The sequence below is a fragment of the Pseudomonas sp. NFACC43 genome (genome assembly GCF_900119645.1).
Taxonomy (GTDB): domain Bacteria; phylum Pseudomonadota; class Gammaproteobacteria; order Pseudomonadales; family Pseudomonadaceae; genus Aquipseudomonas.
Window position 1 is genome coordinate 1 of record NZ_FPKK01000024.1, and the last position, 24,660, is coordinate 24,660.

The following is a 24,660-nucleotide window of genomic DNA, read 5'->3' on the forward strand; positions in this document are numbered from 1 at the left end:
TGAACTGGTCAAGTAATCTTGGACACCAGTTAAGGCTTACGCCGCCAGCCGTTCTTTGGCGACTGGTGACCGATAGTCGTTGTAGCTATGAGGCCTGACGGTGTTGTAGCGCGATACATAGCGCTGCACATCCGCTCGGGCTTCATGCTCGGATTCGTAGCCTGTTTCGGGTACCCACTCTGATTTCAGACTTCCAAAGAAACGCTCCATTGGGGCGTTGTCCCAGCATTCGCCTTTACGACTCATGCTCTGCTGTAGCCCGTGTTCCATCAGTACATTCCTGAATTTATGGCTGGTGTACTGGCAACCCTGGTCGGAGTGAAACAGCACGTTTGCAGGGCGACGGCGCACTTCAACCGCCATTCGTAGAGCTTCGCAGGTCAACGTGGCATCGGAGATCATCGAAAACGCCCAACCCACCACCCGGCGAGCATACAAATCCAGAACCGCCGCGAAGTACAGCCATCGCTTGCCCACCTTGATGTACGTCACGTCTCCACACCACACCTGATTAACCGCCGTCACATCAAACTTGCGCTTGAGTATGTGTGGCGCCACCAGCGCTTCCACCCCTGGTGACTTGTACTTATGACGCCTGCGCTGACGACTGACAATGCCTGCCTCTCGCATCAAACTGCGAGCCATAAACCGCCCGACACTGTGTCCGCTGGCTTGCAACTGCTTGGCCAAGGTGCGGGCCCCCGCCGACTCTCTCGACGCCTTGTGATGCTTGACCAGCACGGCCTTGAGCTTTTCTCGCCGAGGATTCACTTTGTCTTGGCGCTGACGCCAGGCGTAAAAGCTGCTGCGGTTGATGCCAAGCACCCGACAGCACTCATTGACGCCGTATTGCTCGCCCAGCTCACAGATCAACGAGAGTGATCTTTGGCGTCCAAAAGCAGGAGAGCACTGGCCTTTTTTAGGATTTCGATATCCCGATCCTTTTGCCGCAGCAACGCTTTGAGCTCCTGGATCTCACGTTGATCGGCGGTAATCGCTTTGGCCCCTGCCGGCGTTGAACCTTGGCGTTCCTGACGAACCTGATCGACCCAACGGCGCAAGGCTGTAGGGCCAATATCCAAACCGACACAGACCTCAGGTACCGATTGCCCCTCGTCCAGCACCATGCTGGCGGCCTTGAGTTTGAACTCTCTCGAATAGGATTTACGCATAGCCAAACACCTCAGATTTGGGCGCTATCATAGCGCCCGATTGAGGTGTCCAAAATCATTAGGCCAGTTCAAGCTCGCTCCCACAGAGGATTGGCGTCAGGCGCGCAGGGTGCGGGTCATGCGCAACGCCAACAGGCTGCCGCAGACGATCACGCCAGCCAGCAGGTACAACGCCGCATCGGTCGATCCGGTGACGTCCTTGACCCAACCCACCAGGTACGGGCTGAGGAAGCCCGCCATCTGTCCCATGGAGTTGATCAATGCCAGCCCACCGGCGGCCGCGCCGGCGCTGAGCAGGGCGGTGGGCACCGGCCAGAACATCGGCAGGCCGGTGAGGGCTCCCATGGTGGCGATGGACAGGCCGACAATGGCGATGGCCGGTGTGCCGGCGAAATTGACCGCGATCAGCAGCCCGACCGCGCCCATGAGCATCGGCACTACCAGGTGCCAGCGACGTTCCTTGCGCAGGTCCGCCGAGCGACCGACCAGCAACATGAACACGGCTGCCAGCAGATAAGGGATCGCGCTCAGCCAGCCGATCACCAGGTTATCGCTGAAGCCCAGGTTCTTGATGATCGACGGCAGCCAGAAGTTGATCGCGTACACCCCGCTCTGGATACAGAAATAGACCAGGCCGAACGCCCAGATCGCCGGGTTCTTGAACACGGCGAGCAAGGAGTCGCTGGCGGTCTTCGGCTGGCTCGCCAGGTCTTGCGCATGGTCGGCAGTGAGTACGGCGCGCTCCTCGGCGGTCAGCCAGCGTGCGTTGGCGAAGGTGTCGCTGAGCAGGAAAAATGCCAGCGCTCCCAGGATGACCGTCGGTACCCCTTGCAGCAGGAACATCCACTGCCAGCCTGCCAGGCCACCCTGGCCGGCGGCGAAGTGATTGAGGATCCAACCGGAAAACGGGCTGCCCAGCAGGCCGGACACCGGGATGGCCGACATGAACAGCGCCATGATGCGGCCTCGACGGAACGTCGGGAACCATTGCGAGAGGTACAGCACCACGCCCGGGAAGAAACCGGCTTCAGCCGCGCCGGTGAACAGTCGCAGGGTATAGAACTGGGTTGGGGTGGTGACGAAGAGCAAGCAGGTCGACAGTGTGCCCCAGGTAATCATCATCAGGGCGATCCAGCGCCGCGGGCCGAACCGGGTCAGGGCCAGGTTGCTCGGCACGCCGCACAGCACGTAGCCGATAAAGAAGATCCCGGCACCGAGGCCGTACACGGTTTCGCTGAATTTCAGTGCGTCGAGCATCTGCAGCTTGGCGAAGCCGACGTTGACCCGGTCAAGGTAATTGAACAGGTAGCAGATGAAGATGAAGGGAATCAAACGCAGGGTAATGCGTTTGTAGACGGTGTTCTTTTCGTCTGGAGTAGCCAGGACGGCTGCTGCGCTTTGGGACATGGCGAGTCTCTCTTTATTATGATTTTTGCGAGCCAAGGGGTAACGTTGACCGCCCCTTGAGTCTCGGCCAGCCCAAGACCCCGTGTCTTTGTGCCTGAGCACAGGGTTTGAGTGCCGACCCTGTGCGCCTGACCAATCACCCTTGCAAGGAACACCGTGCATGTTCGAACTCGATCACGACCTGGCGCAGGATATCGTCGACCGGGCGATGGCGATCCTGCCGTACAACGTCAATGTCATGGACAACCAGGGCCTGATACTGGGCAGTGGCGAGCGCGAGCGCATCAACACCCGTCACGAGGGCGCGCAGCTGGTATTGGCCAATGGCCGGGTGGTGGAAATCGATGCCCACACGGCGGTGCATCTCAAGGGCGTACAGCCGGGGATCAACCTGCCGCTAATGCTCGACCAGCGGCTGATCGGTGTGTTGGGCATCACAGGCGAGCCGGAGCAGTTGCGCACCTACGCCGAACTGGTGCGCATGACCGCCGAGATGCTCCTGGGCCAGCGCAACCAGCAGGCCGAACAGCAGTGGCGTCGTCAGCGTTGCGATGACCTGTTGGCGTTGCTGCTGGGCGATAGCGGGGATTCGCCACGCTTGCTGGACGAGGCGCAGCAGATGGGCCTCAAGCCGCAATTGTCGCGGGTGCCTTATCTGTTCGAGCTGGGTCTTGAGCAAGGGCCCGGGCAGACCGTCGAAGCCCTGAGTGCCTGGCTGATGTCCCGCTATCCCGACAGTTGGTGCCTGACCTCGTCCAAATCGTCGTTGCTCTGGTGCCGGCCGGTCAGCGCGTCGGTGGAGAACGAGCGGCTGTTGGCCAAGCTGGACGGGTTGGGCTGGAACATCCTGCGGGTGGCGGTGGGTGGCCAGGCCGAAGGGCTGGCGGGCCTGCGCCGCTGCTACCGACGGGTCGGGGACCTGCTGGCCTATGGACGGGATGTGTTGCCGCAGCATCGCTTGCTGGTTCTCAACCGCCATCGCCTGCCCGTCATGCTCTGGCGCCATCGCAGCGACGATGCCCTGGACGAACTGCTCACCCCGCTGCGCAAGGTGATGGCCAGGGACAGCAACGGCCAACTGCTCGCCACCTTGCGCAGCTGGTGCGAGCACGACGGCCAGAGCCAGGCCTGCGCCGACGCCCTGGGCATTCATCGCAACAGCCTGCGCTACCGCATGGAGCGCATCGCCGAACTCAGCGGCGTGGACCCGTTGCGGCTGGACGGGATGCTGGCGTTGTACCTGGGCGTGCAACTGCTGCCGCAGAGCGACCTTCCACCGGCATAGGCCCCGTGGTGGCAGGCCTGCTCGCGATAAGGCCATCAGCCTCGACCCCACTCCTCGCCAGGTCGATATTGTGGAATTGAACAATAATGCCGGGTGTCTTTTGTGCAGCGGACCGGCGTCACGGCTGCGGTCAGCTGGCAGCATGCTGGGCATCGGAACCGGAGAACACTATGAAAATAATCATCGCCCCCGACTCGTTCAAGGACAGCCTCAGCGCCCAGGGCGTCGCCGATGCCATTGCGCTCGGGCTGGCCCAGGTCTGGCCGGATGCCCAATTGGTCAAGTGCCCTATGGCCGATGGCGGCGAGGGGACGGTGGAGTCGGTACTGGCCGCCTGCAACGGCGAGTGGCGTCGTAGCCCGGTCCGTGGCCCCTTGGGCGCTGCCGTCGAGGCGCGTTGGGGGTGGTTGGCCGACAGCCGCACCGCGATCATCGAGATGGCCGAAGCCAGCGGCTTGCAACTCGTGCCGCCGGGGCAGCGCGATGCCTGCTCCAGCAGCACCTACGGCACCGGCCAATTGATCCGCGCGGCGCTGGATGAGGGGGCCGAACGGGTCATCCTGGCCATCGGCGGCAGCGCCACCAACGATGGCGGTGCCGGTGCGATGCAGGCGCTGGGGGTGGCATTGCTGGACCGGCGAAGCCAACCTCTGGGCCCCGGAGGCCTGGCCTTGGCGAACCTCTCGCGCATCGACCTCGCCGGCCTGGACCCGCGCCTGGCCCGGGTCAGTTTCGAAATCGCCGCCGATGTCGATAACCCGTTATGCGGTCCCCAGGGGGCTTCCGCCATTTTCGGTCCGCAGAAGGGCGCCTCGGCCTCGCAGGTGCAGAGCCTGGACCGCGCACTGGGTCATTACGCTGACCATTGCGCCGAGGCATTGGGCCGCGATGTTCGCGACGAACCGGGCAGTGGCGCCGCTGGCGGCCTGGGATTCGCGGCCAAGGCATTCCTGCAGGCGCAGTTCCGGACCGGTGTGGACGTCGTGGCCCAGTTGACCGGGCTGGCCGCAGCGCTCGAAGGCGCCGACCTGGTCATCACCGGCGAAGGCCGTTTCGACGCCCAGACCCTGCGCGGCAAGACCCCGTTTGGCGTGGCCCGCATGGCCCGCCAGCATGGCGTGCCGGTGCTGGTCATCGCCGGCACGTTGGGGCAGGGGTACGAGGCGCTGTATGAACACGGCGTCGATGCCGCCTTTGCCCTGGTCGCAGGCCCTACGACCTTGCAGGACGCCTGCGCTGATGCCCCGCGGCTGTTGACTGAGCGAGCCCGGGATATCGCGCGCCTCTGGCGAGTGGCGGGTCGATAGGGTGGCGCGGTTCCTGATTTGCGATAGGGTTGAACCGGACCGCGCAAATTCAGGAGAAGTGCATGCGTTATTCAGCCTTGACCCAACGGATCGCCGGCGACGGCGCCGCTGCCTGGGAAATCCATGATCGGGCGCTGGCCATGCAAGGGCAGGGCATGGAAGTGTTGTTGCTATCGGTGGGCGATCCGGACTTCGATACACCGCAAGCCATCGTCACCGCCGCCATTGACAGCCTGCGGGCCGGGGAGACGCACTATTCGGATGTGCGCGGGCTGCACGGGCTGCGCCAGAGCATTGCCCGGCGCCACCGCCAACGCTGCGGCCAGCCCGTGGACGCGCAGCACGTCACGGTGCTGCCGGGAGCGCAATGCGGGGTCTACGCGGTCGCGCAGTGCCTGCTCGACCCTGGTGACGAGGTGATCGTCGCCGAACCGATGTATGTCACCTACGAAGCCGTCTTTGGCGCCTGCGGGGCGAAGGTAGTGCCCGCGCCGGTGCGTCCGGAAAACGGTTTCCGGGTCGAGCCGGCCGAGGTGGCCCGGCTGATCACGCCGCGAACCCGCGCGTTGCTGCTCAACAGCCCGAACAATCCATCCGGCGCCAGCCTGCCGTTGGCGACCTGGCAGGCGCTGGCTCAGGTGTGCATTGAACACGACCTGTGGCTGATCAGCGACGAGGTCTACAGCGACCTGCTGTACGAGGGCGAGCACATCAGTCCGGCCAGCCTGCCGGGCATGGCCGAGCGCACCGCGACCATCAACAGCCTGTCCAAATCCCACGCCATGACCGGTTGGCGCATCGGTTGGGTCATCGGGCCTGAGCCCTTGGCCGAGCATCTGGCGAACCTGTCCCTGTGCATGCTGTTCGGCCTGCCTGACTTCGTCCAGCGAGCCGCCCAGGTCGCGCTGGAGGCGGATCTGCCGCAAGTGATGCAGATGCGTGAAGAGTATCGGCGGCGCCGGGACCTGGTGTGCGCCATGCTCGATGACTGTCCGGGCCTCAGGCCGGTGCGGCCCGACGGTGGCATGTTCGTAATGGTCGATGTACGCGGCACCGGGCTCGCTGCCCAGGCATTCGCCGAGCATCTGCTGGATGGATATGGCGTGTCGGTGCTACCCGGCGAGGCATTCGGGCGAAGTGCGACGGGGCATATTCGCGTTGGCCTGGTGGTGGATCAATCGAGGCTGGCCGATGCCTGTCGGCGTATTGCCTTGTGCGCGGCGCGGTTGTAGCAGGTGCGCGAGGCCGAACGTTTGCCTTCAAGTCGAGGACTCATCGCCGCCCGGGCGTCTGCGTGAGGAATTAAACCTGGATAATCTTCCGACCAGCGGTATTTCACACTGTCAGATATGACAGTTGGCAGCTCCGCAGGCCCGGCGCCTAATGAATTCAACAGCCGGGCTAAAACGAAAGGTGTTTCGGACGCACCTTTTTCGGAGAGCGAAATTCAATGTCACAGTCCAATGAACACATTACTGCGGCCCCGTTGCGGATAGATGGCGTAAGCGACTTGGATCCGGCCAGGATACCCAGAGATGTGTTGGTAAATGGAACGATGGGGAGAGCCACGAGGCCGCCGGGTTTTCCTCAAATTCCTAATGAACAAATAACGTTGACTGTTTATTGGGAGCAAGCTAATCACCCCTCCCAAACGGTAATTTTTCAGAGAACTTACACGTCGAGTGAGGATCAACCGGAATTCACCTTTCCTATCACGCCTCAACACATGAGTGTTGATGGTACAGCGGTCATCCAATATGTCTGGATGGCGGATAATCCTGATCCTTCACCGAGACGTACCCTGATCATCGATCACACATTGGCGCCAACGCTTCAGGAACCGCACTACCCCGATAAGAATGCGCTGAATGGGTTTATCAACTGTGACACGGTGCCGCCCATCTGGGAAAAGATCAGGATCCAGATCAAGCCCGAATCCATCTTCGAGGAATTCGATGTATGCGTGCTTGAATGGCAGGGTTTCGAAACCTTGAATGGTCAGCCTCCGGCGCTCACACCGGTCCATGAGTTTCGCAAGACGTTGAGCAGGGATGAGGCGTTGAATGGATTCATCATCGAGATTCCCTTCGATCCCTATATAAGGCCCATGAAGGATTACGATTCGGGTGCCGCCCAATATACGATTTTTAGAAACACCATAGCCATTGCCAAATCCGAACGGGGAGTGGTGAGGTTGGACCGTATGATTCCCGGACAGGACGAGCCATGCGGGGGATTTGCCTGACCAACATGAGTGTCGGGTGTCGCCGTCAGTCTTTGACAGGCTTTTCGAAGACAGTAAGGGTTGTATCGATTTTTGCTCGATGGGCTGACCTCATTTATTTCTCAAGGAGAAAGAAACATGACTGTCAAGAGTAATGTCGTGAACTTGGATGGTAAGCAACTGACGTTGTACGAAGTCGCTCAACGCTCGCGATCGGCACTGCGCACAACCAGGACTGCTTCGGGTGTCTTGATCGATCCGCCCAGTATCGATGGCCAGATTGTCGATGATCTGATACCTCTATCGGTGCTGGATCCGGGGCCTCTGATCATACGATTTCAGACCAGTAAAATTCCTGTGCCACACGATGATGATGAATATATTTTGTACTACAGAGATAGTACTGGGGCAGAGACTCCCATCAAGAGTGATAAGTTCGGGCCGGCGAACCCGCGTCCACCGGAACTTGAAATCGAGGTGGATACGACTTCTCTTGTCGATGACGATTTGACTAGAGGTTCTACTGCGTACGAGTACCAGTTTGTCCTCATCCCAGGAGCAACTGGCAATGAAGATCCATCGCCATGGTTCAAGGCAGAAATCGACCGGTTTGCGCCAGAACACGACAAGGCAACAGGGATCAGACTTAATCCGGAGTCGGCCGTCCTTCTGAATTTGCCAACCGGTACCATAGACGATGACTGGCTCGACAATAATACCGCCCTTGAGTTGGAGGTTTTTACCGGTTATCCGTTCTGGCGCCCAGATGACAAGATTGAGATCTACATGGAAACGGCCTACGGCACCGGTACCCCGATACATTCACAGGATTTAACCGTAGGCACAATCTCCATTCCGAAGGACAAACTGCCAGAGCTTGACGGTAGTTATTACATCTGGTACGTGCTGACCGATGTGGTGGGGAATATAAGTGACGATTCGAATCCTACTCGTATATCCGTTGTCCGCCTTCCCCCACCAGGGCTTTTCGAATGTGTCATTCCAAAAGGAATACTGCCGGACGCTATCGACCTTGAAGATATAGAGACTCCTGTATATATAACGGTCGATCGTGCAACCAATGGTCAGGACGATGACCGGGTTGTCATGAATATTGGACACTCCGGGGCGGGCTTCGACCTGGGTACGCAATCATTAGGTTCGGCGCCGATGCTCCAGTTTGTCGCAACCAAAAGCAGGTTGCTGGCATTGTGGAATCAATCTTCCGTGCCCGTGAACATCTCTGCCACATACCAGTTTATAAGAGGGACGGATTCACCGCGTTCTCCTACTCCGACCCCCTCCCTGCTTGATTTTACCTACCGTGGTCCTGAGAACCCGGATTTTCCTGATCGGGTAAATCCTCATATGACAGTAGTTACGGTCGTGGATGATGATGGCAATGTAAACCATATTACGTCAAAGAATCGCGATAAAGTCGCGACCATTAGCACTCCCATGTATGACTCCACCACCACTACTTGGACGGCACTGGGTGATGAGAAAGCCAAGCTCTGGTACCGCGGTAATGAAATTTACAGCCAAGACATACCTGCCGGACCTGTGACAGGCGTATTGACTTATGATATGGATCCCAATAGCGGCTTTGACTTCGGGGTCGGCAATCAAACTGCCTTCTGGACCATTGAAGAGGATGGCGGTCGTAACATAATCAAATCCCCCCCTACGACCGTCACCGTAGATCCGGTCCTTGTCACGATGCCCCCCCCTACCGTGCGGTTGTTTGGCGCATTTGTAACTTGTGTTTCCTTGAAAAGATATACCTGGGAACTGACGGTAACTGTTCCGGTTGATCCTGCTTACATGCCCGTCGGTACGGTGGTTACAGTAAAATCCGTCGGGACCGATTCAGCGGATACCACTGAAGTTCCGGGCACTCAGTTCAGCGATACCTATCGGGTGACGGGTTTGGAGACAAATGGGGTATTCACTATTGATGTCAAACCTTACTTGGAAAAACTGAAGCCGATCCAGCCTCCGAACGGCAGCGGGGCGCCTAATGGCTGGATAAAGATATGGTATGAGGTTCCAGGCGTTCCGGACCCTTCGGTCGAGTTGTTTCACGAGGTCAGGTTTCTTAACCCCAGTTTCCAATATTGTGAGGAAGCCGTGCCTGGGCCATAACTGGGGAGTATGTCGATATCGGGAGAGGGTTTTCTCTCCCGATATTCGAATCTAATGAAGATGAATCCTAGTCCGTCATCGGATAATTCCTACATACCGCCTTTGTATAGATCTGTAGTTTACCGGCCGTCTCGGGTGGAGGGCTTTCGCCCGCCTACTAGCTACGTCATTCCTTCGGAAGGACATGTGAGGGTAATTCTATATGTGGTCAATAAAATACAATGGCGCACGACCAAGGACGGCAATCTGGCTTGGCAGTTCATCGCTGTGTTTTTCTTTGTTGCTTCCAGTGTCCGCACTTGGCGGGACGCTGGTGGGTGGAAGCCAGACCATCACCGACGGTTATGCCGTGGAAACTTGGGGGCTGACACAGAACGCCACGTTGAATATAGACGGAGCACAGACGCTTGGTATCAATGCCTCCCAATCCACGTTGAATGCCAACGGTGGCGCCACGCTGGGCATTTCAGCTTCCAACGGCTCAACAGTAAACCTGACCGACACGACGGTCACAGGCGGCAATGCACGTGCGGGAGTCGAACTGTTCAATAGCACCGCTACCATCACTGGCAGCACCGTCACCAGCAACAATATAGGCCTACAGGCAGCTCACGTGGTCGGTACTCCCACCGGTTCGACGGTCACTGCGGTCAATAGTCGTTTCACCGGCGCGACCGGTGGGGCTCGTGCGACGGCCTTCAGTGCCCTGACGTTTTCAAACTCAGTGGTCGAAGGGACGAACGCCGACAGTTTTGGCCTGGCGCTGCTGGGCGGGTCGGCTTCCGCAAGCGATGGAACCCGCATCATCGGTGGTCAGAACGGCGCGGTACTGCGCCTTGAAGGGGGGGTGGCAGCAGGCAATCAATTGACCCTCGATGGATCGAGCGTCGAGGGCAGGAACGGTTCGGCCATTGTCGTGGATTACGCGGGCGCCACCGCACCGGCTTCCCGGATCGATGTGCTCAACGGCTCGACGTTGACCGGCAGCAACGGCACCATTCTCGAAGTGAAGGAGGCAGGCGATGCGCTAATGAACGTCGGGCTCAGCAACCTGACGGGTAATGTCCAGGTCGCTGGCGACAGCAGGGCCGCGTTGAACCTCACCCAGGCTACCTTGACCGGGGATGTACGGGCCGAGGCGGGTGGCACTGCAACGGTGGCCCTGCAGCAGGGTTCGCAGATGACCGGCATCATGGATAACGTGGCCACGGCCAGTATCGATGAGCAATCGGGTTGGACCATGACGGGCGACAGCCAGGTCGGCGACCTGGTGCTCAATGGCGGCACCGTGCGGTTCGGCGCCGATAATGCGTTCTATCGATTGAACGTAGACACCTTGTCCGGCAGTGGCCTGTTTGCAATCGGCACTGACTTCTCGACCAACCAGACCGATTTCCTCAATGTCACGGGCACGGCCACGGGTAATCATCAACTCATGATCGCCAGCAGCGGCGTCGATCCGGCCAGCGGCCAACCCATCCAGGTGGTCCATACCGGCGGCGGGGACGCCTCGTTCTCCCTGGCCAATGCCGGTGGTGAGGTTGACCTGGGCGCCTACTCCTACGGCTTGAAGCAGAGCGATACGGGCAACGATTGGTTCCTGGATCCTACCGCCCGCACCGTCAGCCCTTCCACCCGGGCGGTCATGGCACTGTTCAACACTGCGCCGACCGTCTGGTACGGTGAAATGATGTCGTTGCGCAGCCGGATGGGGGAGTTGCGCTTCAACTCGCAGAAATCCGGTGCCTGGATCAGGGCCTATGGCAACAAATACAACGTTTCCGACAGTTATGGCGCGGGCTATCGCCAGGCCCAGCACGGCTTCACCCTGGGTGCCGACGCACCGTTGCCGATGGGCGATGGACAATGGCTGCTGGGGGTCATGGCCGGTCACAGCACTTCTGACCTGGACCTGCATCGTGGTACTTCCGGTACGATCAAAAGTTACTACGTCGGTACCTACCTGACCTGGATGGATGATGTCAGTGGCTACTACGTCGACAGCGTACTGAAACTCAACCGTTTCCAGAACGATGCCAAGGTCGGCATGAGCGATGGCAAGCGTTCCAAGGGTGATTACGACAACAATGGTCTCGGTGGTTCGGTGGAGGTCGGTCGTAACATCAAACTGGACGACGGTTACTTCATCGAGCCATTCACCCAATGGTCTGCCGTGGCTATCCAGGGCAAGGATTACCATCTGGACAATGGCCTTCAGGCCGAAGGTGATCGTACCTATTCGTTCCTTGGCAAGGCCGGTGTCACGGCGGGTCGGGACATGCAACTGGACAATGGCGCGACGGTACAACCTTATGTACGCGCGGCATTCGCCCACGAGTTTTCCAAGAACAATGAAGTGAAAGTCAATAACAACGTATTCAATAATGATCTTTCGGGGTCGCGGGTCGAGTTGGGCGCGGGCATTGCCGTGAACCTGTCGGAGCGCTGGCAGGCCCATGCGGAAGTCGAATACATGAATGGCAAGGGCATTGAAATGCCGATAGGTGGAACCGTCGGCGTGCAATTCAAGTGGTGATACGCAGCCGGCACCTGTCCTGCCCATAAAAGGTAATGCGTGCAAAAAGAGCCCTGGTTAAAACAGCCAGGGCTCTTTTTTTGACTCTTTCCAGACCATGACTACCAACTGAGTGCCGTATCGAAGTTGCCGGTGCACAGGTAAGTGCCACCTCCTTGAGCTTTATCGATTTGCGCTTCGAACGATCCGCTGAAACACATGCCCGGCCCAACCTGGTAGGTGATCTTGCCTGAGCGTGCCCGTTGCAATGTCGGCGCATCCGGATCGTCATAGTTGTTGTAGAGCAGGTTGACGTGCGCATCATCGACCGTGATGACAGCGTCCGTTTCTTCCTTGATGTCTTTGGAAAAGATGATCGTGAAGGTTCTTGGCCGGTTGTTTTTCCATTCGGTTGCCACCACGATCCACACTTCACCCCGTTTAGGGGTGGTAGAACCTTTCAATGTGGTCATGACTGCGCTGAAGTTTGAATTGTCCTCCAGGTTGGCCGTGAAGTTGACTTCCGACCCGAGAGGGTCCAGGGCTGGTTTCGTACTTGCGTTGCTCATGGATATAAGCTCCGTAATGTTCGGCGGGAGATCCAGCGGGCATCCTGCGATGTCATTGGCATGGAATGTTCATCTAAGACCCATCTTTCCCGCCTGTATACTGTCAGACATGACAACTGTACAAAGCCGTATTTTTATGGTTGATCTTTCAGATTTTCAAAGTCTTCCAGAATCCCCTTGCTGCGCTGTCTCGCCAGCTTCATCACCCCCACGAAAAACACCGGCACGAACACCACCGCCAATGTCGCGGTGATCATCCCGCCAATCACCCCGGTGCCGATGGCCTGCTGGCTCGCCGAACTGGCGCCGGTAGCGATGGCCAGGGGTACCACGCCGAGGATGAAGGCCAGGGAGGTCATGATGATCGGACGCAGGCGCAAGCGCGCGGCCTGGAGCGTGGCATCGACCAGGTCATGGCCTTCGTCGTAGAGGCTCTTGGCGAACTCGATGATCAGGATGGCGTTCTTGGCCGACAGGCCGATGATGGTGACCAGCCCCACCTTGAAGAACACATCGTTGGGCATGCCGCGCAACGACACCGCCAGCACCGCGCCGAGCACGCCCAGTGGTACCACCAGCAGGACCGAGGTGGGGATCGACCAGCTCTCATAGAGCGCCGCCAGGCACAGGAACACCACCAGCAGCGACAGGCCCAGCAGGATCGGCGCCTGGCTGCCGGACAGGCGCTCCTGCAACGACAGCCCGGTCCATTCCTGGCCCAGTCCCGCCGGACCTCGGGCCACCAGGCGTTCGATTTCCGCCATGGCTTCGCCGGTGCTGTGGCCAGGCGCCGGTTCGCCGGAAATGCTGATGGCCGGGTAGCCGTTGTAGCGGGTCAGTTGTGTCGGGCCCTGGGTCCATCGGGCCTGGACAAAGGCCGACAGCGGCACCATTTTCCCGCTGTCGTTGCGCACATGGATCTTCAACAGATCGGCGACCTGGCTGCGTTGATCGCCTTCGGCCTGGACCACCACCCGCTGCATCCGCCCCTGGTTGGGGAAGTCGTTGATGTAGCTTGAGCCCACGGCAGTCGCCAGCACGTTGCCGACGTCGGCGAAAGACACCCCCAAGGCATTGGCTTGCTTACGGTCCACTTCCAATTGCACTTGCGGCGCTTCGGCCAGGGCACTCTCGCGCACGTTCATCAGCACCGGGCTTTTTTCAGCGGCGGCGAGCAATTCGCTGCGAGCCTGCATGAGGGTGGCGTGGCCGAGCCCACCGCGATCCTGCAAGCGGAACTCGAAACCGCTGGAAGTCCCCAGGCCATCCACTGGCGGCGGGAGAACAGCGAAGGCCACGGCATCCTTGATCCGGCCGAAGGCCTGGTTGGCGCGCTCGGCAATGGAGCTTGCCGAGTCGTCGCTGCCACGGTCCGACCAGTCCTTGAGGGTGGTGAACGCCAGCGCGGCATTCTGCCCGCTGCCGGAAAAGCTGAAGCCGAGGATCACCGTGCTGTCGCCCACCCCCGGCTCGCCGGCGTTGTGCGACTCGATCTGCTCGACCACCTGCACCGTGCGGTTCTTGCTCGCGCCGGGCGGCAGCTGGATATCGGTGATGGTATAGCCCTGGTCTTCCACCGGCAGGAAGGAGGAGGGCAAGCGACTGAACAGCAGGCCCAGGCTCACCAGCAATACGCCGTAGATCAGCAGATAGCGCCCGGTGCGTTTCAATGCATAGGCCACCCAACCTTGATAACGATCACTCAATTGATCGAAACGCCGATTGAACCAGCCGAAGAATCCGCCTTTGGCGTGGTGTTCGCCCTGGGCGATGGGTTTTAACAAGGTCGCGCAAAGCGCCGGGGTCAACGTCAAGGCGAGGAAGGCTGAAAACAGAATCGACGTGGCCATGGACAGCGAGAACTGCCGATAGATGACCCCCACCGAGCCTTGCATGAACGCCATCGGAATGAACACCGCCACCAGCACCAGGGTGATGCCGACGATCGCGCCGGTGATCTGCCGCATCGCCTTGCGCGTCGCCTCCCTGGGGGACAAGCCCTCGCTGACCATGATCCGCTCGACGTTCTCCACCACCACGATGGCGTCGTCCACCAGGATGCCGATGGCCAGCACCATGCCGAACATGGTCAGCACGTTGATGGAAAAACCCAGGGCAAGCATGGTGGCGAACGTCCCCATCAGGGCCACTGGCACCACCAGGGTCGGGATCAAGGTGTAGCGGATGTTCTGCAGGAACAGGAACATCACGGCGAACACCAGCAGCATGGCCTCGCCGAGGGTATAGACCACTTTGGTGATAGAGACTTTGACGAAAGGCGAGGTGTCGTAGGGGATCTTGTATTCCACGCCGGCCGGAAAATAGCGCGCCAGTTCGTCCATTTTTTCCCGTACCAGGGTCGCCGTGCTCAGGGCGTTGGCCCCGGGTGACAACTGCACGCTGACGGCGGTGGACGGCTTGCCGTTCAAGCGCGTGGAAAATTGATATTCCTGGCTGCCGACCTCGACCCGGGCCACATCGGCGATGCGCACGGTGGAGCCGTCGGGATTGGCCTTGAGCACGATGTCGGCGAATTCTTCAGGCGTCGACAGTTGGCCCTTGACCAGGACGGTCGCGGTGATTTCCTGGGTGGTACGGGTCGGCAGATCACCGATGCTGCCCGCCGACACCTGGGCATTCTGCGCCACGATGGCGGCGTTGACGTCGGCCGGCGTCAGGTTGAAGCTCAGCAGCTTCTGTGGGTCGATCCAGATCCGCATCGCCCGTTCGGCGCCGTACAACTGCGCCTTGCCGACACCGTCCAGGCGCTTGATCTCGTTCATCACGTTGCGCGCCAGGTAATCGCTGAGGGCCACATCGTCGAGCTTGCCGTCACTGGAGGTCAGGGTGATCAGCAACAGGAACCCGGCCGAGACCTTGTCCACCTGCAGGCCTTGCTGAGTGACCGCCTGAGGCAGGCGCGACTCCACGGCCTTGAGGCGATTCTGTACGTCGACCTGGGCCAGTTCGGGGTTGGTCCCGGGCTGGAACGTCGCGGTGATGGTGGCGCTGCCCAGGCTGCTCTGGGAACCGAAGTACAACAGGTTGTCGGCGCCGTTGAGCTCTTCTTCGATCAGGCTGACCACGCTTTCGTCCACGGTCTGCGCCGAGGCGCCCGGGTATACCGCATAGATCTCGATCTGCGGTGGCGCGACGTCCGGGTACTGCGCCACCGGCAGCTTCGGGATGGCCAGCGCACCGGCCAGCAGGATGAACAACGCGACCACCCAGGCGAACACCGGGCGGTCGATAAAGAACTGCGGCATAGGAAACGTCCTGCTTACTGCCCAGGGACCTGGGCAAGGGGAAGAGGGGAGTCGTCGATCCGGACTTTTTCACCGGGGCGGGCGTGTTGCAGGCCTTGCACCACGATGCGGTCGCCGGGCTTCAGGCCGTGGGTGACGATCCAGCGGTCGTTTTGTACGGCGCCCAGTTCCACCGGTTGCAGGCTGACCTGTTGTTGCGCGTCGAGCAGCAATACCTGGGCCACGCCGGCGCTGTCTCGCTGGATGGCCTGTTGTGGCACGCTGATGCCTTGCCGATCGAAGGCTTGCTCCAGGCGTACGCGCACGAAGCTGCCCGGCAACAGGTCGAGGTCAGGGTTGGGAAATTCGCTGCGCAGGGTGATCTGGCCGGTGCCCGGGTCGACGGCGATGTCGGTGAACAGCAGCTTGCCCGGCAACGGGTAGAGGCTGCCGTCGTCCTGGATCAACGTGGCCTTGGCCTGGTCCTGGCCGACCTGCTGCAACTGTCCGGAGCGCAAGGCCCGGCGCAGCTCGTTGAGTTCGCGGGTCGATTGCGTAAGGTCGGCATGGATCGGATTCAACTGCTGGATCAGGGCCAGCGGCGTGGTTTCGTTCTGGCCCACCAGCGCGCCCTCGGTCACCAGTGCCCGGCCGATGCGCCCGGCAATCGGCGCGGTGACCGTGGCATAGTCCAGGTTCAGCCTGGCCCGCTCCACGGCGGCCTTGTTGGCGGCGACATCGGCGGCAGTCTGGCGGACGGCCGAGCGGGCATTGTCATAGTCCTGGCCGCTGATGGCATTGTCGGCGATCAACTGCGAATAACGTTGCTCTTGCAGGCGGGCCTGGAACGCGTTGGCCTCTGCCTTGCGCAACGCGGCTTCGGCGCTGTCCAGGTCGGCCTTGAACGGGGCCGGGTCGATGCGGAACAGCACATCGCCTTTCTTCACGTCGCTGCCTTCGCGATACACCCGTTGCAACACCACGCCGGGAACGCGTGCACGGACTTCGGCGGTTCGCGGCGCGGCGATGCGCCCGCTCAGTTCACTGCTGATGGACAGCGGCCGGGCCTGGATCGTTTCGATGGTTACGGTGGCCAGCGGCGCTTCGTCGGCCGGGGGCAAGGCGCTGTCGCAGGCGCTCAACAGCAGCGCCCCGAGCAACAGGCCCAGGGTGGCGAAGGTGTTCGTTGACATGGTGCTTCCCCAATAATGAACGCTGCCATGCTACGGGGGGCGGCCGCAGGCAACGGTAAAGCTTTGTAGGGGGTGTGTGAAATTGTGTAAGGGTTTTGTTCGCGGGTGGGTGAGGGCGTATATCCTTGGCTGCTTGAGATTTTCCGCGCTTGTCCTATCGCCATCGCGAGCAAGCTCGCCCCCACAATGATCACGCGAACCCTGTGGGGGCGAGCTTGCCCGCGATGAGGCCTTTCCAGGCGCCCCAGCACTTTCTGGAAACACGATGCCCAACATCCTCCTGGTCGAAGACGACACCGCCCTCTGCGAACTGATCGCCAGTTACCTGGAGCGCAACGGCTATCAGGTCAGCGTGCTCAGCCGTGGCGATCATGTGCGTGAGCGGGCGCGGGTCGACCCGCCGGACCTGGTGATCCTCGACCTCATGCTGCCAGGGCTGGACGGCTTGCAGGTCTGCCGTCTGCTGCGGGCCGACTCGGCGACGTTGCCGATCCTGATGCTCACCGCCCGGGACGACAGTCACGACCAGGTGCTCGGCCTGGAGATGGGCGCCGACGACTACGTCACCAAGCCCTGCGAGCCACGGGTATTGCTGGCGCGGGTCCGCACCTTGCTGCGGCGCAGCAGCCTCACCGAACCCCAGACGGCCAACGACCGCATCCTGATGGGCAACCTGTGCATCGACTTGTCCGAGCGCACCGTGATCTGGCGCGGCCAGCCGGTGGAACTGTCCAGTGGCGAATACAACCTGCTGGTGGTGCTGGCACGGCATTCGGGGGAAGTGCTGAGCCGCGACCAGATCCTGCAACGCCTGCGGGGCATCGAGTTCAACGGCACCGACCGTTCGGTGGACGTGGCGATATCCAAGCTGCGCCGCAAGTTCGACGACAACGCCGGCGAGGCGCGCAAGATCAAGACCGTGTGGGGCAAGGGTTACCTGTTCAGCCGTTCCGAGTGGGAATGCTGAGCCCATGTGGAAACTGCTGATCCGTCTTTACCTGGTGACCATCGTCTCCTACAGCGCGGCGATCTACCTGATGCCCGAACTGGTGATCCGCCTGTTCCACGAGCGCTTCCTGACCTATAACCTCGACTATTCACGTGGCCTGCAAACCCTGATGGTCAAGCAGTTCCATGCAGCGCCCGTGGCGCAGTGGCCGGCGCTGGCGGCGCAGATGGACAAGGAATTCGACCCGCTGCGCATCGAGCTGGCGTCCATCGACGACAGCGGTTTCAGCCCCGACGAGCAGGCGCGCCTCAAGCGCGGTGAGAACGTGGTGCGCCTCGGCGAATGGGGCTGGCGGACCCTGGCGGTGTCGCCCCTGGACGGGCAGGTGGCGGTCAAGATGGTCGTGCCGCCGGATCCGGCCGATGTCAGCTGGTTGTACTGGAGCATCAACGTGTTGATCGGCGCGACGCTGCTCGCCTGCCTGTTGCTCTGGCTGCGCCCCCACTGGCGCGATCTGGAGCGCCTCAAGCGCACCGCCGAACGTTTCGGCAAGGGGCATTTGAGCGAACGAACCCTCATCGCCTCCAGCTCCAACATCGGCAGCCTGGCCCATGTGTTCGATACCATGGCCGGCGACATCGAGAACCTGCTCAACCAGCAGCGCGACTTGCTCAACGCCGTCTCCCACGAACTGCGCACACCCTTGACCCGGCTCGACTTCGGCCTGGCCCTGGCATTGTCCGATGACCTGCCACCGGCCAGCCGCGAACGCCTGCAAGGGTTGGTGGCGCACATTCGCGAGCTGGACGAACTGGTGCTGGAGTTGCTGTCCTACAGTCGCCTGCAGAACCCCGAGCGTTTGCCCGAGCGGGTCGAAGTGCCGCTGGATGAGTTCATCGACAGCATCCTGGGCAGTGTCGACGAAGACCTGGCAGCGCCGGACGTGGTGATCGACGTGCTGTTGCACGGCACCCTGGAGCGTTTCGTGCTGGATCCGCGCCTGACCGCCCGGGCGCTGCAGAATCTGTTGCGCAACGCCATGCGCTATTGCGAAAAGCGCATCCAGGTCGGGGTGCTGGTCAGCGACCAGGGCTGCGAGATCTGGGTGGACGACGATGGCATCGGCATTCCCGACGACGAGCGCGAGCGGGTGTTCGAGCCGTTCTACCGCCTGGATCGCAGCCGTGACCGTGCCACCGGCGGCTTCGGCCTCGGCCTGGCCATCAGTCGCCGCGCCCTGGAGGCCCAGGGCGGCACGTTGACGGTCGAGCCCTCGCCCCTGGGCGGCGCGCGGTTCAGGCTGTGGCTGGCGACGCCCCAGTCATAGGCTACGGTTTCCCGTGGCGAGGGGATTTATCCCCGCAGGAGCGCGAAGCGGTCCCTTTCACCCGAACAACCCCGCCGCGATATTGATCGAGAACCCCAGGATCGCGGTGTTGAACACGAAGCCGATCAACGATTGTGCCAGCACGATCTTGCGCAACTGCCGGGTGGCGACGCCCACGTCCGAGGTCTGCACCGCCACGCCGATGGTGAACGAGAAATAAAGGAAGTCCCAATAGTTGGGCGTGGTCAGGCCTTCGGCGAAGCGCAAGGCCGGCTCCTTGCCGTCCCAGGTGTAATACAGTCGTGCATAGTGGACACTGAAGATCACGCCGATCAGCAACCATGAACCCAGCACCGTGAGTGCGGTGAAGCCATAGTGCAGCAGCTTGCCGGATGCCTGCAGGTCACGGCTGCCGGCCAGTTCCAGGGTGATGGTCGCCAGGCTGGCCAGTGCCGCGATGCAGACCATCAGCAGGACCAGCCCGGCGTTCTCGTCTTCGATTTCGGCGATGCGCCGGACATCGGGTGCCTTGGCCTTCACGGTCAGCCAGAACATCAATGCCAGGTACGTCCAGACCCCGACATTCCAGCCGATCAGGATCCTGCCGATGACCGAGTCGGCGGGCGCCAGCACACCCGCCGTCAGCCCCAACAGTGCGGCGGCGCAGAGGCGTGGGTGGGTACGGGGCAGGAAGGACATGGACACCAGAGCCTAGCCTGTCAGGACGCTGGACTGGATCAGCTCTACGTTCGCTTCCTGCATCCGCCGGATTGCCGATTCCATCGAGCCCTCGGTGTCGATACCCCGGCAGGCGTCGAGCAGCACGAAGGCATTGAACCCCGCCGCCCGGGCATCAAGGGCCGAGAACATCACGCAGAAATCCAGGGCCAGGCCCACCAGGTATACGGTGTCGATGCCGCGTTCCTTGAGGTAGCCGGTCAGGCCGGTGGGAGTCTGGCGGTCAGCTTCCATGAAGGCCGAATAACTGTCGATGCCCGGGTTGCACCCCTTGCGAATGATCAGCTGTGCGTGGGGCAGGTCCAGTGCCGGGTGCAGCTCGGCGCCCTGGGTACCCTGGATGCAGTGGTCGGGCCAGAGCTTCTGCTCGCCGTAGGGCAGTTCGATCAGGTCGAAAGGTTGTCTGCCCGGATGACTGGAGGCAAACGAGGCATGCCCGGCAGGGTGCCAGTCCTGCGCGAGAATGACCTGCCTGAATGAGCGGCCCAGCCGGTTGATCAACGGCACGATTTCATCGCCCCCTGGAACGGCCAGTTGGCCACCTGGGATGAAATCGTTCTGTACGTCGATCACCAGCAGCGCGGTGTTCGTGGTTCGGGTGTCGTGCACTGGCATGGCTGCAATCTCCTTATAAGGCCTCCCCAGCTTAGCCAAACAGGCTTTGGATCAGGGTGTTTTTTTGCAAGACCAATGAGTCGGCACCTGACCCGATCGGCAACGTGCATATCGGCAGGCACTTCTTGTATGCGAGTCAGCCAGCGCTCGCCATCAGGGGCTGGGGCGCGAAGTGTCTTTCGTCGCAAATAATGGCTTTTTGATATTTGTGGCGATGCGTCTGCGGCGCGCTTGTGTACAATCGCAACCTAAACCGGGCATGGAGGCAGTTCGGCTTCAGTACGAGAAAACATCCATGCTTATCGGCAGTTATTCCCCCGCCCTTGTTTTGATTTCCCTCCTGGTCGCTGTCCTGGCGTCTTATACCGCGCTGGACCTGGCCGGCCGTATCGCCACCACCCAGGGGCGCGCCGCCCGGTTGTGGATGACCGGTGGCGCGCTGGCGATGGGGGTGGGTGTCTGGTCCATGCATTTCATCGGCATGCTGGCGTTCACCCTGCCCATAGAGCTTGGCTACGACGTCTCGATCACCGCGCTGTCGTTGCTGATCGCCATCCTTTCCTGCGGTTTCGCCCTGTGGCTGGTCAGCCAGCCCCGGCTGCCTGCCTGGCAGTTGGCTTTCGGCGCGCTGTTCATGGGGGCCGGCATCAGTGCCATGCACTACACCGGCATGGCAGCGCTGCAGATGCAGCCGGGGATCGACTACGACCCGACGCTGTTCGGCGCCTCGCTGGTGATCGCGGTGGGGGCTTCGGCGGCTGCCTTGTGGATCGCCTTTCGCCTGCGCCAGAACACGCCGCACGTACGACTGGCACGTGCCGGCGCGGCGGTGATCATGGGTATTGCCATTGTCGGCATGCACTACACCGGCATGGCCGGGGCACGGTTCAGCGAGGGCAGTTTCTGCGGCGCCCTTGGCGGATTGAGCGGCAAGGGCCTGGACAACCTGGTGCTGATCACGACCCTGGCGGTGCTGTCTATTGCCTTGCTGACATCGATACTCGACGCTCGCCTGGAAGCCCGCACCGCGGAGCTGGCGCAATCCTTGACCCTGGCCAACCGGGAATTGACCCAGCTGGCCTTGCACGACCCCCTGACCGGGTTGCCCAACCGCGTGTTGCTGGCCGACCGCATCGGCCAGGCGATGTACCGGGTGCGGGAGCAGGGCGGTTGCTTTGCCTTGATGTTCATCGACCTGGACGGCTTCAAGCCGGTCAACGACGCTTTCGGTCATCACATGGGTGACCTGTTGTTGCGCGAGGTGGCCCTGCGCCTGCGCGAAGACCTGCGCAGCCAGGACACCCTGGCGCGAATTGGCGGTGACGAATTCGTGTTGCTGGTGCAATTGGCCGAAGCGGATGACGCCTTGCGGCTGGCGGCGCGCCAGGTGGGGTTGATCGGTCGTACGTTCCGGGTCGCCGAGCATGAGCTGCAGATTTCCGCCAGCGTCGGCATTGCGCTGTATCCGGGCAACGGCCATAGCGCCGAAGAGTTGCTGATGAATGCCGATGCGGCGATGTATCACGCCAAAGGCACTGGCAAGAACGGCTACAGTTTTTTCGACGCGTCGATGAACAGCAATGCCCGCCGCCAGCTGCAACTGCTTCAGGATCTGCGTATCGCCGTCGAACAGCGGCAGTTCAGCCTGCATTACCAGCCCAAGTTCGACGCCGCCAACGGTCGTCCGGTCGGTGCCGAGGCCTTGTTGCGCTGGGTTCATCCGACCCAGGGCCTGTTGATGCCCGATACCTTCATCGACCTGGCGGAAAAGACCGGCCTGATCATCGCCATCGGCGAATGGGTGCTCAACGAGGCCTGTCGCCAGATGCGCGAATGGTACGTGCTCGGCTATACCGACTGGCGCATCGCGGTGAACCTGTCGGCGTTGCAGTTCTGCCACGCGGGCCTGGTGCAAAGCGTGGCCACGGCGCTGGCGACGCACTGCCTGCCGGCCAACAGCCTGACCCTGGAAATCACTGAAACCACGGCCATGAGCGACGCGGATGCGAGCATGACGGTGTTGCAACAGCTATCGGACATGGGCGTGGACTTGTCCATCGACGACTTCGGTACCGGCTATTCGAGCCTGATGTACCTCAAGCGCCTTCCGGCCAATGAATTGAAGATCGATCGCGGTTTCGTGCGTGACCTGGAGCATGACAGCGACGATGCGGCCATCGTCTCGGCCATTGTCGCCCTCGGCCAGGCCCTGGGCCTGCGCATTGTCGCCGAAGGTGTGGAGACCGATGTGCAGCAGAGCTTCCTGACCCGGTTGGGCTGCGATTCGTTGCAAGGCTACCTGCTGGGCCATCCGTTGCCGGCGGAGCGTTTCCTGCAGAATATCCGCCAGGCGCCACGGATGGTGGCGGTCTGACTGGGCGTCACCCAAGGATATCGAACGCCGTGCTGCCCAATCGCTCGCCATTGACCAGCAGGTGCACCGCATGCCGGCCCGCGTAGTGCCGGCGAGTGGTCAGCTCGCGGATGAATTGGGAGCGACTCAGGGCGACGCAGCCGTGGGCCGGCAGATCGAAGGTCTTTAGCTTGAAGACCTTGGCCGAGGTGCCGCCCGAGGCTTTCACATAATCGATGGCATAGTCGATCACCAGGCGCTGGGGCTTTTCCAGGGTGGATTGCACCTTGAAGGACAGCGTGATCTGGTCTCCGAGGCGAATCACCCCAGGCGTCACCTTCAATTCCGAAACCTGGACCTGGGCCTTGCCGCCGACCCCGATGACGGCCAGCGCCCTGGGATCGCCCTGCTTGATCAGGCTGCGCAGCGCATGTCGGGCGATCCAGGCGGTATGGCGGTCTTGCAGCGGCCAGCCTTCGATCCGGTCGAGCACCCAGTCGGGATGCTGCTTGGTCACATCGTTGAGATGATTGGCCACGGACTTGCGCACATAGAGGCTGCTATCGGCCTTGAGGGTCTCCAGGATAGCGGCGGTGAGCTCGGGGTTGGCCTGGATCGGCTCCAGGTGAAACGACCACGGCAGCCGCGGACGGCTGCCTTCGCTGGCCAGGCGTCGTACGTGCTCGTTGGGATCCAGCGCCCAGGTGTGCATGACCTTGAGGCAGCGTTCCAGATCATCGCGCAGGAAGTGCCGCACCGCGAATTCCGAAGAGCCGAACCGGGTGAAATACTTGAGCGCGTCCAGGGACAGGTCGAAGGCGTGCCGGCCATGGCAGGCGACATAGTGCGGCAGGAACATGCTGACGAACATGCTGTTCAGGCGCGGGGCCAGGTCCCGCAGCACGTCCAGCGAGGCTTCATAGCTCAGGGGCAGCACCGCATGCAGGCATTCGCTGACCCGGGCCATGCGTTGCATCACCGACAACTCGGCCAGCCCGTCGTTGGCCATGCGCAGGAAGGCCTTGGCATCGAATGCCGGGTACACCGCGCTCATTTGGCTGGCGATGTGTTCCAGGCGCGCGGCGTTGAAGATTTCCTTGAGGGCAGGGGAGGCAGTGGTCGGGGTCGTCATGGTGAGGGCCGATGTCCAAGGGGTGGTCACTATATCCCGTGGCGAGGGCGCAAGCTTCCTTCGCCACGGCTACAGCCAATGGAATGATTCGTCGCTGGCGAAGTCCCAGCTTCAGTCCCTCGCAAAACTGGAGTTTTTTCTATGCGTAAACCAACCCTGACCGCCAGCCTGCTCCTGATCGCCGGCCTCGCCGCCCTCGGGCCTGCCGCCCAGGCAGTCGAGAAGACCGGCGATGCCCTGGAGCATTCGCCAAGCAATGGTCGCAGGCTGGTGGAGAACGACCGCGTGCCGGCGGACTACCAGCGCGCCGACAGGGCCGTGAAGGATTGGAAACAGAAGCAGCTCGAGCAGCCGACAAGCGAGCAGCAATGGGTGCATATCGACGACAAATACCTGCTGATCGAAACCGTCTCGGGCGCCATCGTCAAGATCGTTCCGGCCACGCGTTAGGCTTTGTACGAAAAGTGCCCTGGGCAACTCTTCG

Annotated in this window: 19 protein-coding genes; 10 read left to right on the top strand and 9 right to left on the bottom strand. The window is 61.3% G+C overall.

Features of this window, described 5'->3' with window-relative positions:
- Positions 1–36: 36 nt before the first annotated feature.
- The 3 genes from BT179_RS25580 to BT179_RS25590 all read right to left on the bottom strand — a co-directional run bounded on the left by BT179_RS25580 (position 37) and on the right by BT179_RS25590 (position 2,579).
- Positions 37–873 (bottom strand): IS3 family transposase, encoded by an 837-nt coding sequence (locus tag BT179_RS25580; RefSeq protein ID WP_072430581.1) that lies wholly within the window; start codon positions 871–873, stop codon positions 37–39.
- Positions 870–1,172 carry an IS3 family transposase gene (locus BT179_RS27070; RefSeq protein ID WP_072430580.1) on the bottom strand — a complete coding sequence of 101 codons (303 nt, stop codon included), beginning with the start codon at positions 1,170–1,172 and terminating at the stop codon, positions 870–872. Before BT179_RS27070 ends, BT179_RS25580 begins: the two co-directional genes overlap by 4 nt.
- A 96-nt stretch (positions 1,173–1,268) precedes the next feature.
- Positions 1,269–2,579, bottom strand: a complete 1,311-nt coding sequence (locus tag BT179_RS25590) for an MFS transporter (RefSeq protein ID WP_072432293.1) — start codon at positions 2,577–2,579, stop codon at positions 1,269–1,271.
- Positions 2,580–2,739: 160 nt separating this feature from the next.
- On the opposite strand from BT179_RS25590, the gene BT179_RS25595 reads away from it, so the two are divergent.
- The 6 genes from BT179_RS25595 (at position 2,740) to BT179_RS25620 (ending at position 12,076) form a co-directional block, all read left to right on the top strand.
- The gene (locus BT179_RS25595; protein ID WP_072432294.1) at positions 2,740–3,864 is read left to right on the top strand and encodes a sugar diacid recognition domain-containing protein; all 1,125 of its coding nucleotides are present in this window, start codon (positions 2,740–2,742) and stop codon (positions 3,862–3,864) included.
- A 170-nt stretch (positions 3,865–4,034) separates the two neighbouring features.
- Positions 4,035–5,171 (top strand): glycerate kinase, encoded by a 1,137-nt coding sequence (locus tag BT179_RS25600; protein ID WP_072432295.1) that lies wholly within the window; start codon positions 4,035–4,037, stop codon positions 5,169–5,171.
- A gap of 62 nt (positions 5,172–5,233) precedes the next feature.
- Positions 5,234–6,403, top strand: a complete 1,170-nt coding sequence (locus BT179_RS25605) for a pyridoxal phosphate-dependent aminotransferase (protein ID WP_072432296.1) — start codon at positions 5,234–5,236, stop codon at positions 6,401–6,403.
- Between the two features lie 218 nt (positions 6,404–6,621).
- Positions 6,622–7,416 carry a hypothetical protein gene (locus BT179_RS25610; protein WP_143148730.1) on the top strand — a complete coding sequence of 265 codons (795 nt, stop codon included), beginning with the start codon at positions 6,622–6,624 and terminating at the stop codon, positions 7,414–7,416.
- A gap of 117 nt (positions 7,417–7,533) precedes the next feature.
- A complete protein-coding gene (locus BT179_RS25615) occupies positions 7,534–9,540 on the top strand; it encodes a hypothetical protein (protein ID WP_072432298.1) in 2,007 nt (668 codons plus the stop codon).
- Between the two features lie 277 nt (positions 9,541–9,817).
- Positions 9,818–12,076 carry an autotransporter outer membrane beta-barrel domain-containing protein gene (locus tag BT179_RS25620; RefSeq protein ID WP_256343866.1) on the top strand — a complete coding sequence of 753 codons (2,259 nt, stop codon included), beginning with the start codon at positions 9,818–9,820 and terminating at the stop codon, positions 12,074–12,076.
- 101 nt (positions 12,077–12,177) lie between these two features.
- On the opposite strand, the gene BT179_RS25625 is transcribed toward BT179_RS25620, so the two are convergent.
- The 3 genes from BT179_RS25625 to BT179_RS25635 all read right to left on the bottom strand — a co-directional run bounded on the left by BT179_RS25625 (position 12,178) and on the right by BT179_RS25635 (position 17,062).
- Positions 12,178–12,624 (bottom strand): hypothetical protein, encoded by a 447-nt coding sequence (locus BT179_RS25625; protein ID WP_072399020.1) that lies wholly within the window; start codon positions 12,622–12,624, stop codon positions 12,178–12,180.
- Between the two features lie 134 nt (positions 12,625–12,758).
- Positions 12,759–15,890 carry an efflux RND transporter permease subunit gene (locus tag BT179_RS25630; protein WP_072432300.1) on the bottom strand — a complete coding sequence of 1,044 codons (3,132 nt, stop codon included), beginning with the start codon at positions 15,888–15,890 and terminating at the stop codon, positions 12,759–12,761.
- A gap of 14 nt (positions 15,891–15,904) precedes the next feature.
- Positions 15,905–17,062, bottom strand: a complete 1,158-nt coding sequence (locus BT179_RS25635; RefSeq protein ID WP_072399018.1) for an efflux RND transporter periplasmic adaptor subunit — start codon at positions 17,060–17,062, stop codon at positions 15,905–15,907.
- A 265-nt stretch (positions 17,063–17,327) separates the two neighbouring features.
- Here BT179_RS25635 and BT179_RS25640 point away from each other — a divergent pair, with 265 nt between their 5' ends.
- Both BT179_RS25640 and BT179_RS25645 read left to right on the top strand, forming a co-directional pair.
- Positions 17,328–18,029: a response regulator transcription factor gene (locus BT179_RS25640; RefSeq protein WP_072399017.1), complete on the top strand. Its 702-nt coding sequence runs from the start codon at positions 17,328–17,330 to the stop codon at positions 18,027–18,029.
- A gap of 4 nt (positions 18,030–18,033) precedes the next feature.
- Complete coding sequence (locus tag BT179_RS25645) at positions 18,034–19,338, top strand: ATP-binding protein (RefSeq protein ID WP_072399016.1); 1,305 nt, start codon at positions 18,034–18,036, stop codon at positions 19,336–19,338.
- A 57-nt stretch (positions 19,339–19,395) separates the two neighbouring features.
- Here the strand turns inward: BT179_RS25645 and BT179_RS25650 are convergent, their stop codons facing one another.
- Positions 19,396–20,037, bottom strand: a complete 642-nt coding sequence (locus tag BT179_RS25650) for a DUF1345 domain-containing protein (protein ID WP_072399015.1) — start codon at positions 20,035–20,037, stop codon at positions 19,396–19,398.
- A gap of 12 nt (positions 20,038–20,049) precedes the next feature.
- A complete protein-coding gene (pncA, locus tag BT179_RS25655) occupies positions 20,050–20,691 on the bottom strand; it encodes a bifunctional nicotinamidase/pyrazinamidase (RefSeq protein ID WP_072399014.1) in 642 nt (213 codons plus the stop codon).
- Between the two features lie 259 nt (positions 20,692–20,950).
- Between pncA and BT179_RS25660 the strand changes: the two genes are divergently transcribed.
- A complete protein-coding gene (locus BT179_RS25660; RefSeq protein WP_072399013.1) occupies positions 20,951–23,065 on the top strand; it encodes a putative bifunctional diguanylate cyclase/phosphodiesterase in 2,115 nt (704 codons plus the stop codon).
- Between the two features lie 7 nt (positions 23,066–23,072).
- Here the strand turns inward: BT179_RS25660 and BT179_RS25665 are convergent, their stop codons facing one another.
- Positions 23,073–24,176, bottom strand: coding sequence for a DNA alkylation repair protein (locus BT179_RS25665; protein ID WP_072432308.1), 1,104 nt, complete (start codon positions 24,174–24,176; stop codon positions 23,073–23,075).
- A gap of 141 nt (positions 24,177–24,317) precedes the next feature.
- Here BT179_RS25665 and BT179_RS25670 point away from each other — a divergent pair, with 141 nt between their 5' ends.
- Positions 24,318–24,626: an RcnB family protein gene (locus BT179_RS25670; protein WP_072432301.1), complete on the top strand. Its 309-nt coding sequence runs from the start codon at positions 24,318–24,320 to the stop codon at positions 24,624–24,626.
- Positions 24,627–24,660 lie beyond the last annotated feature (34 nt).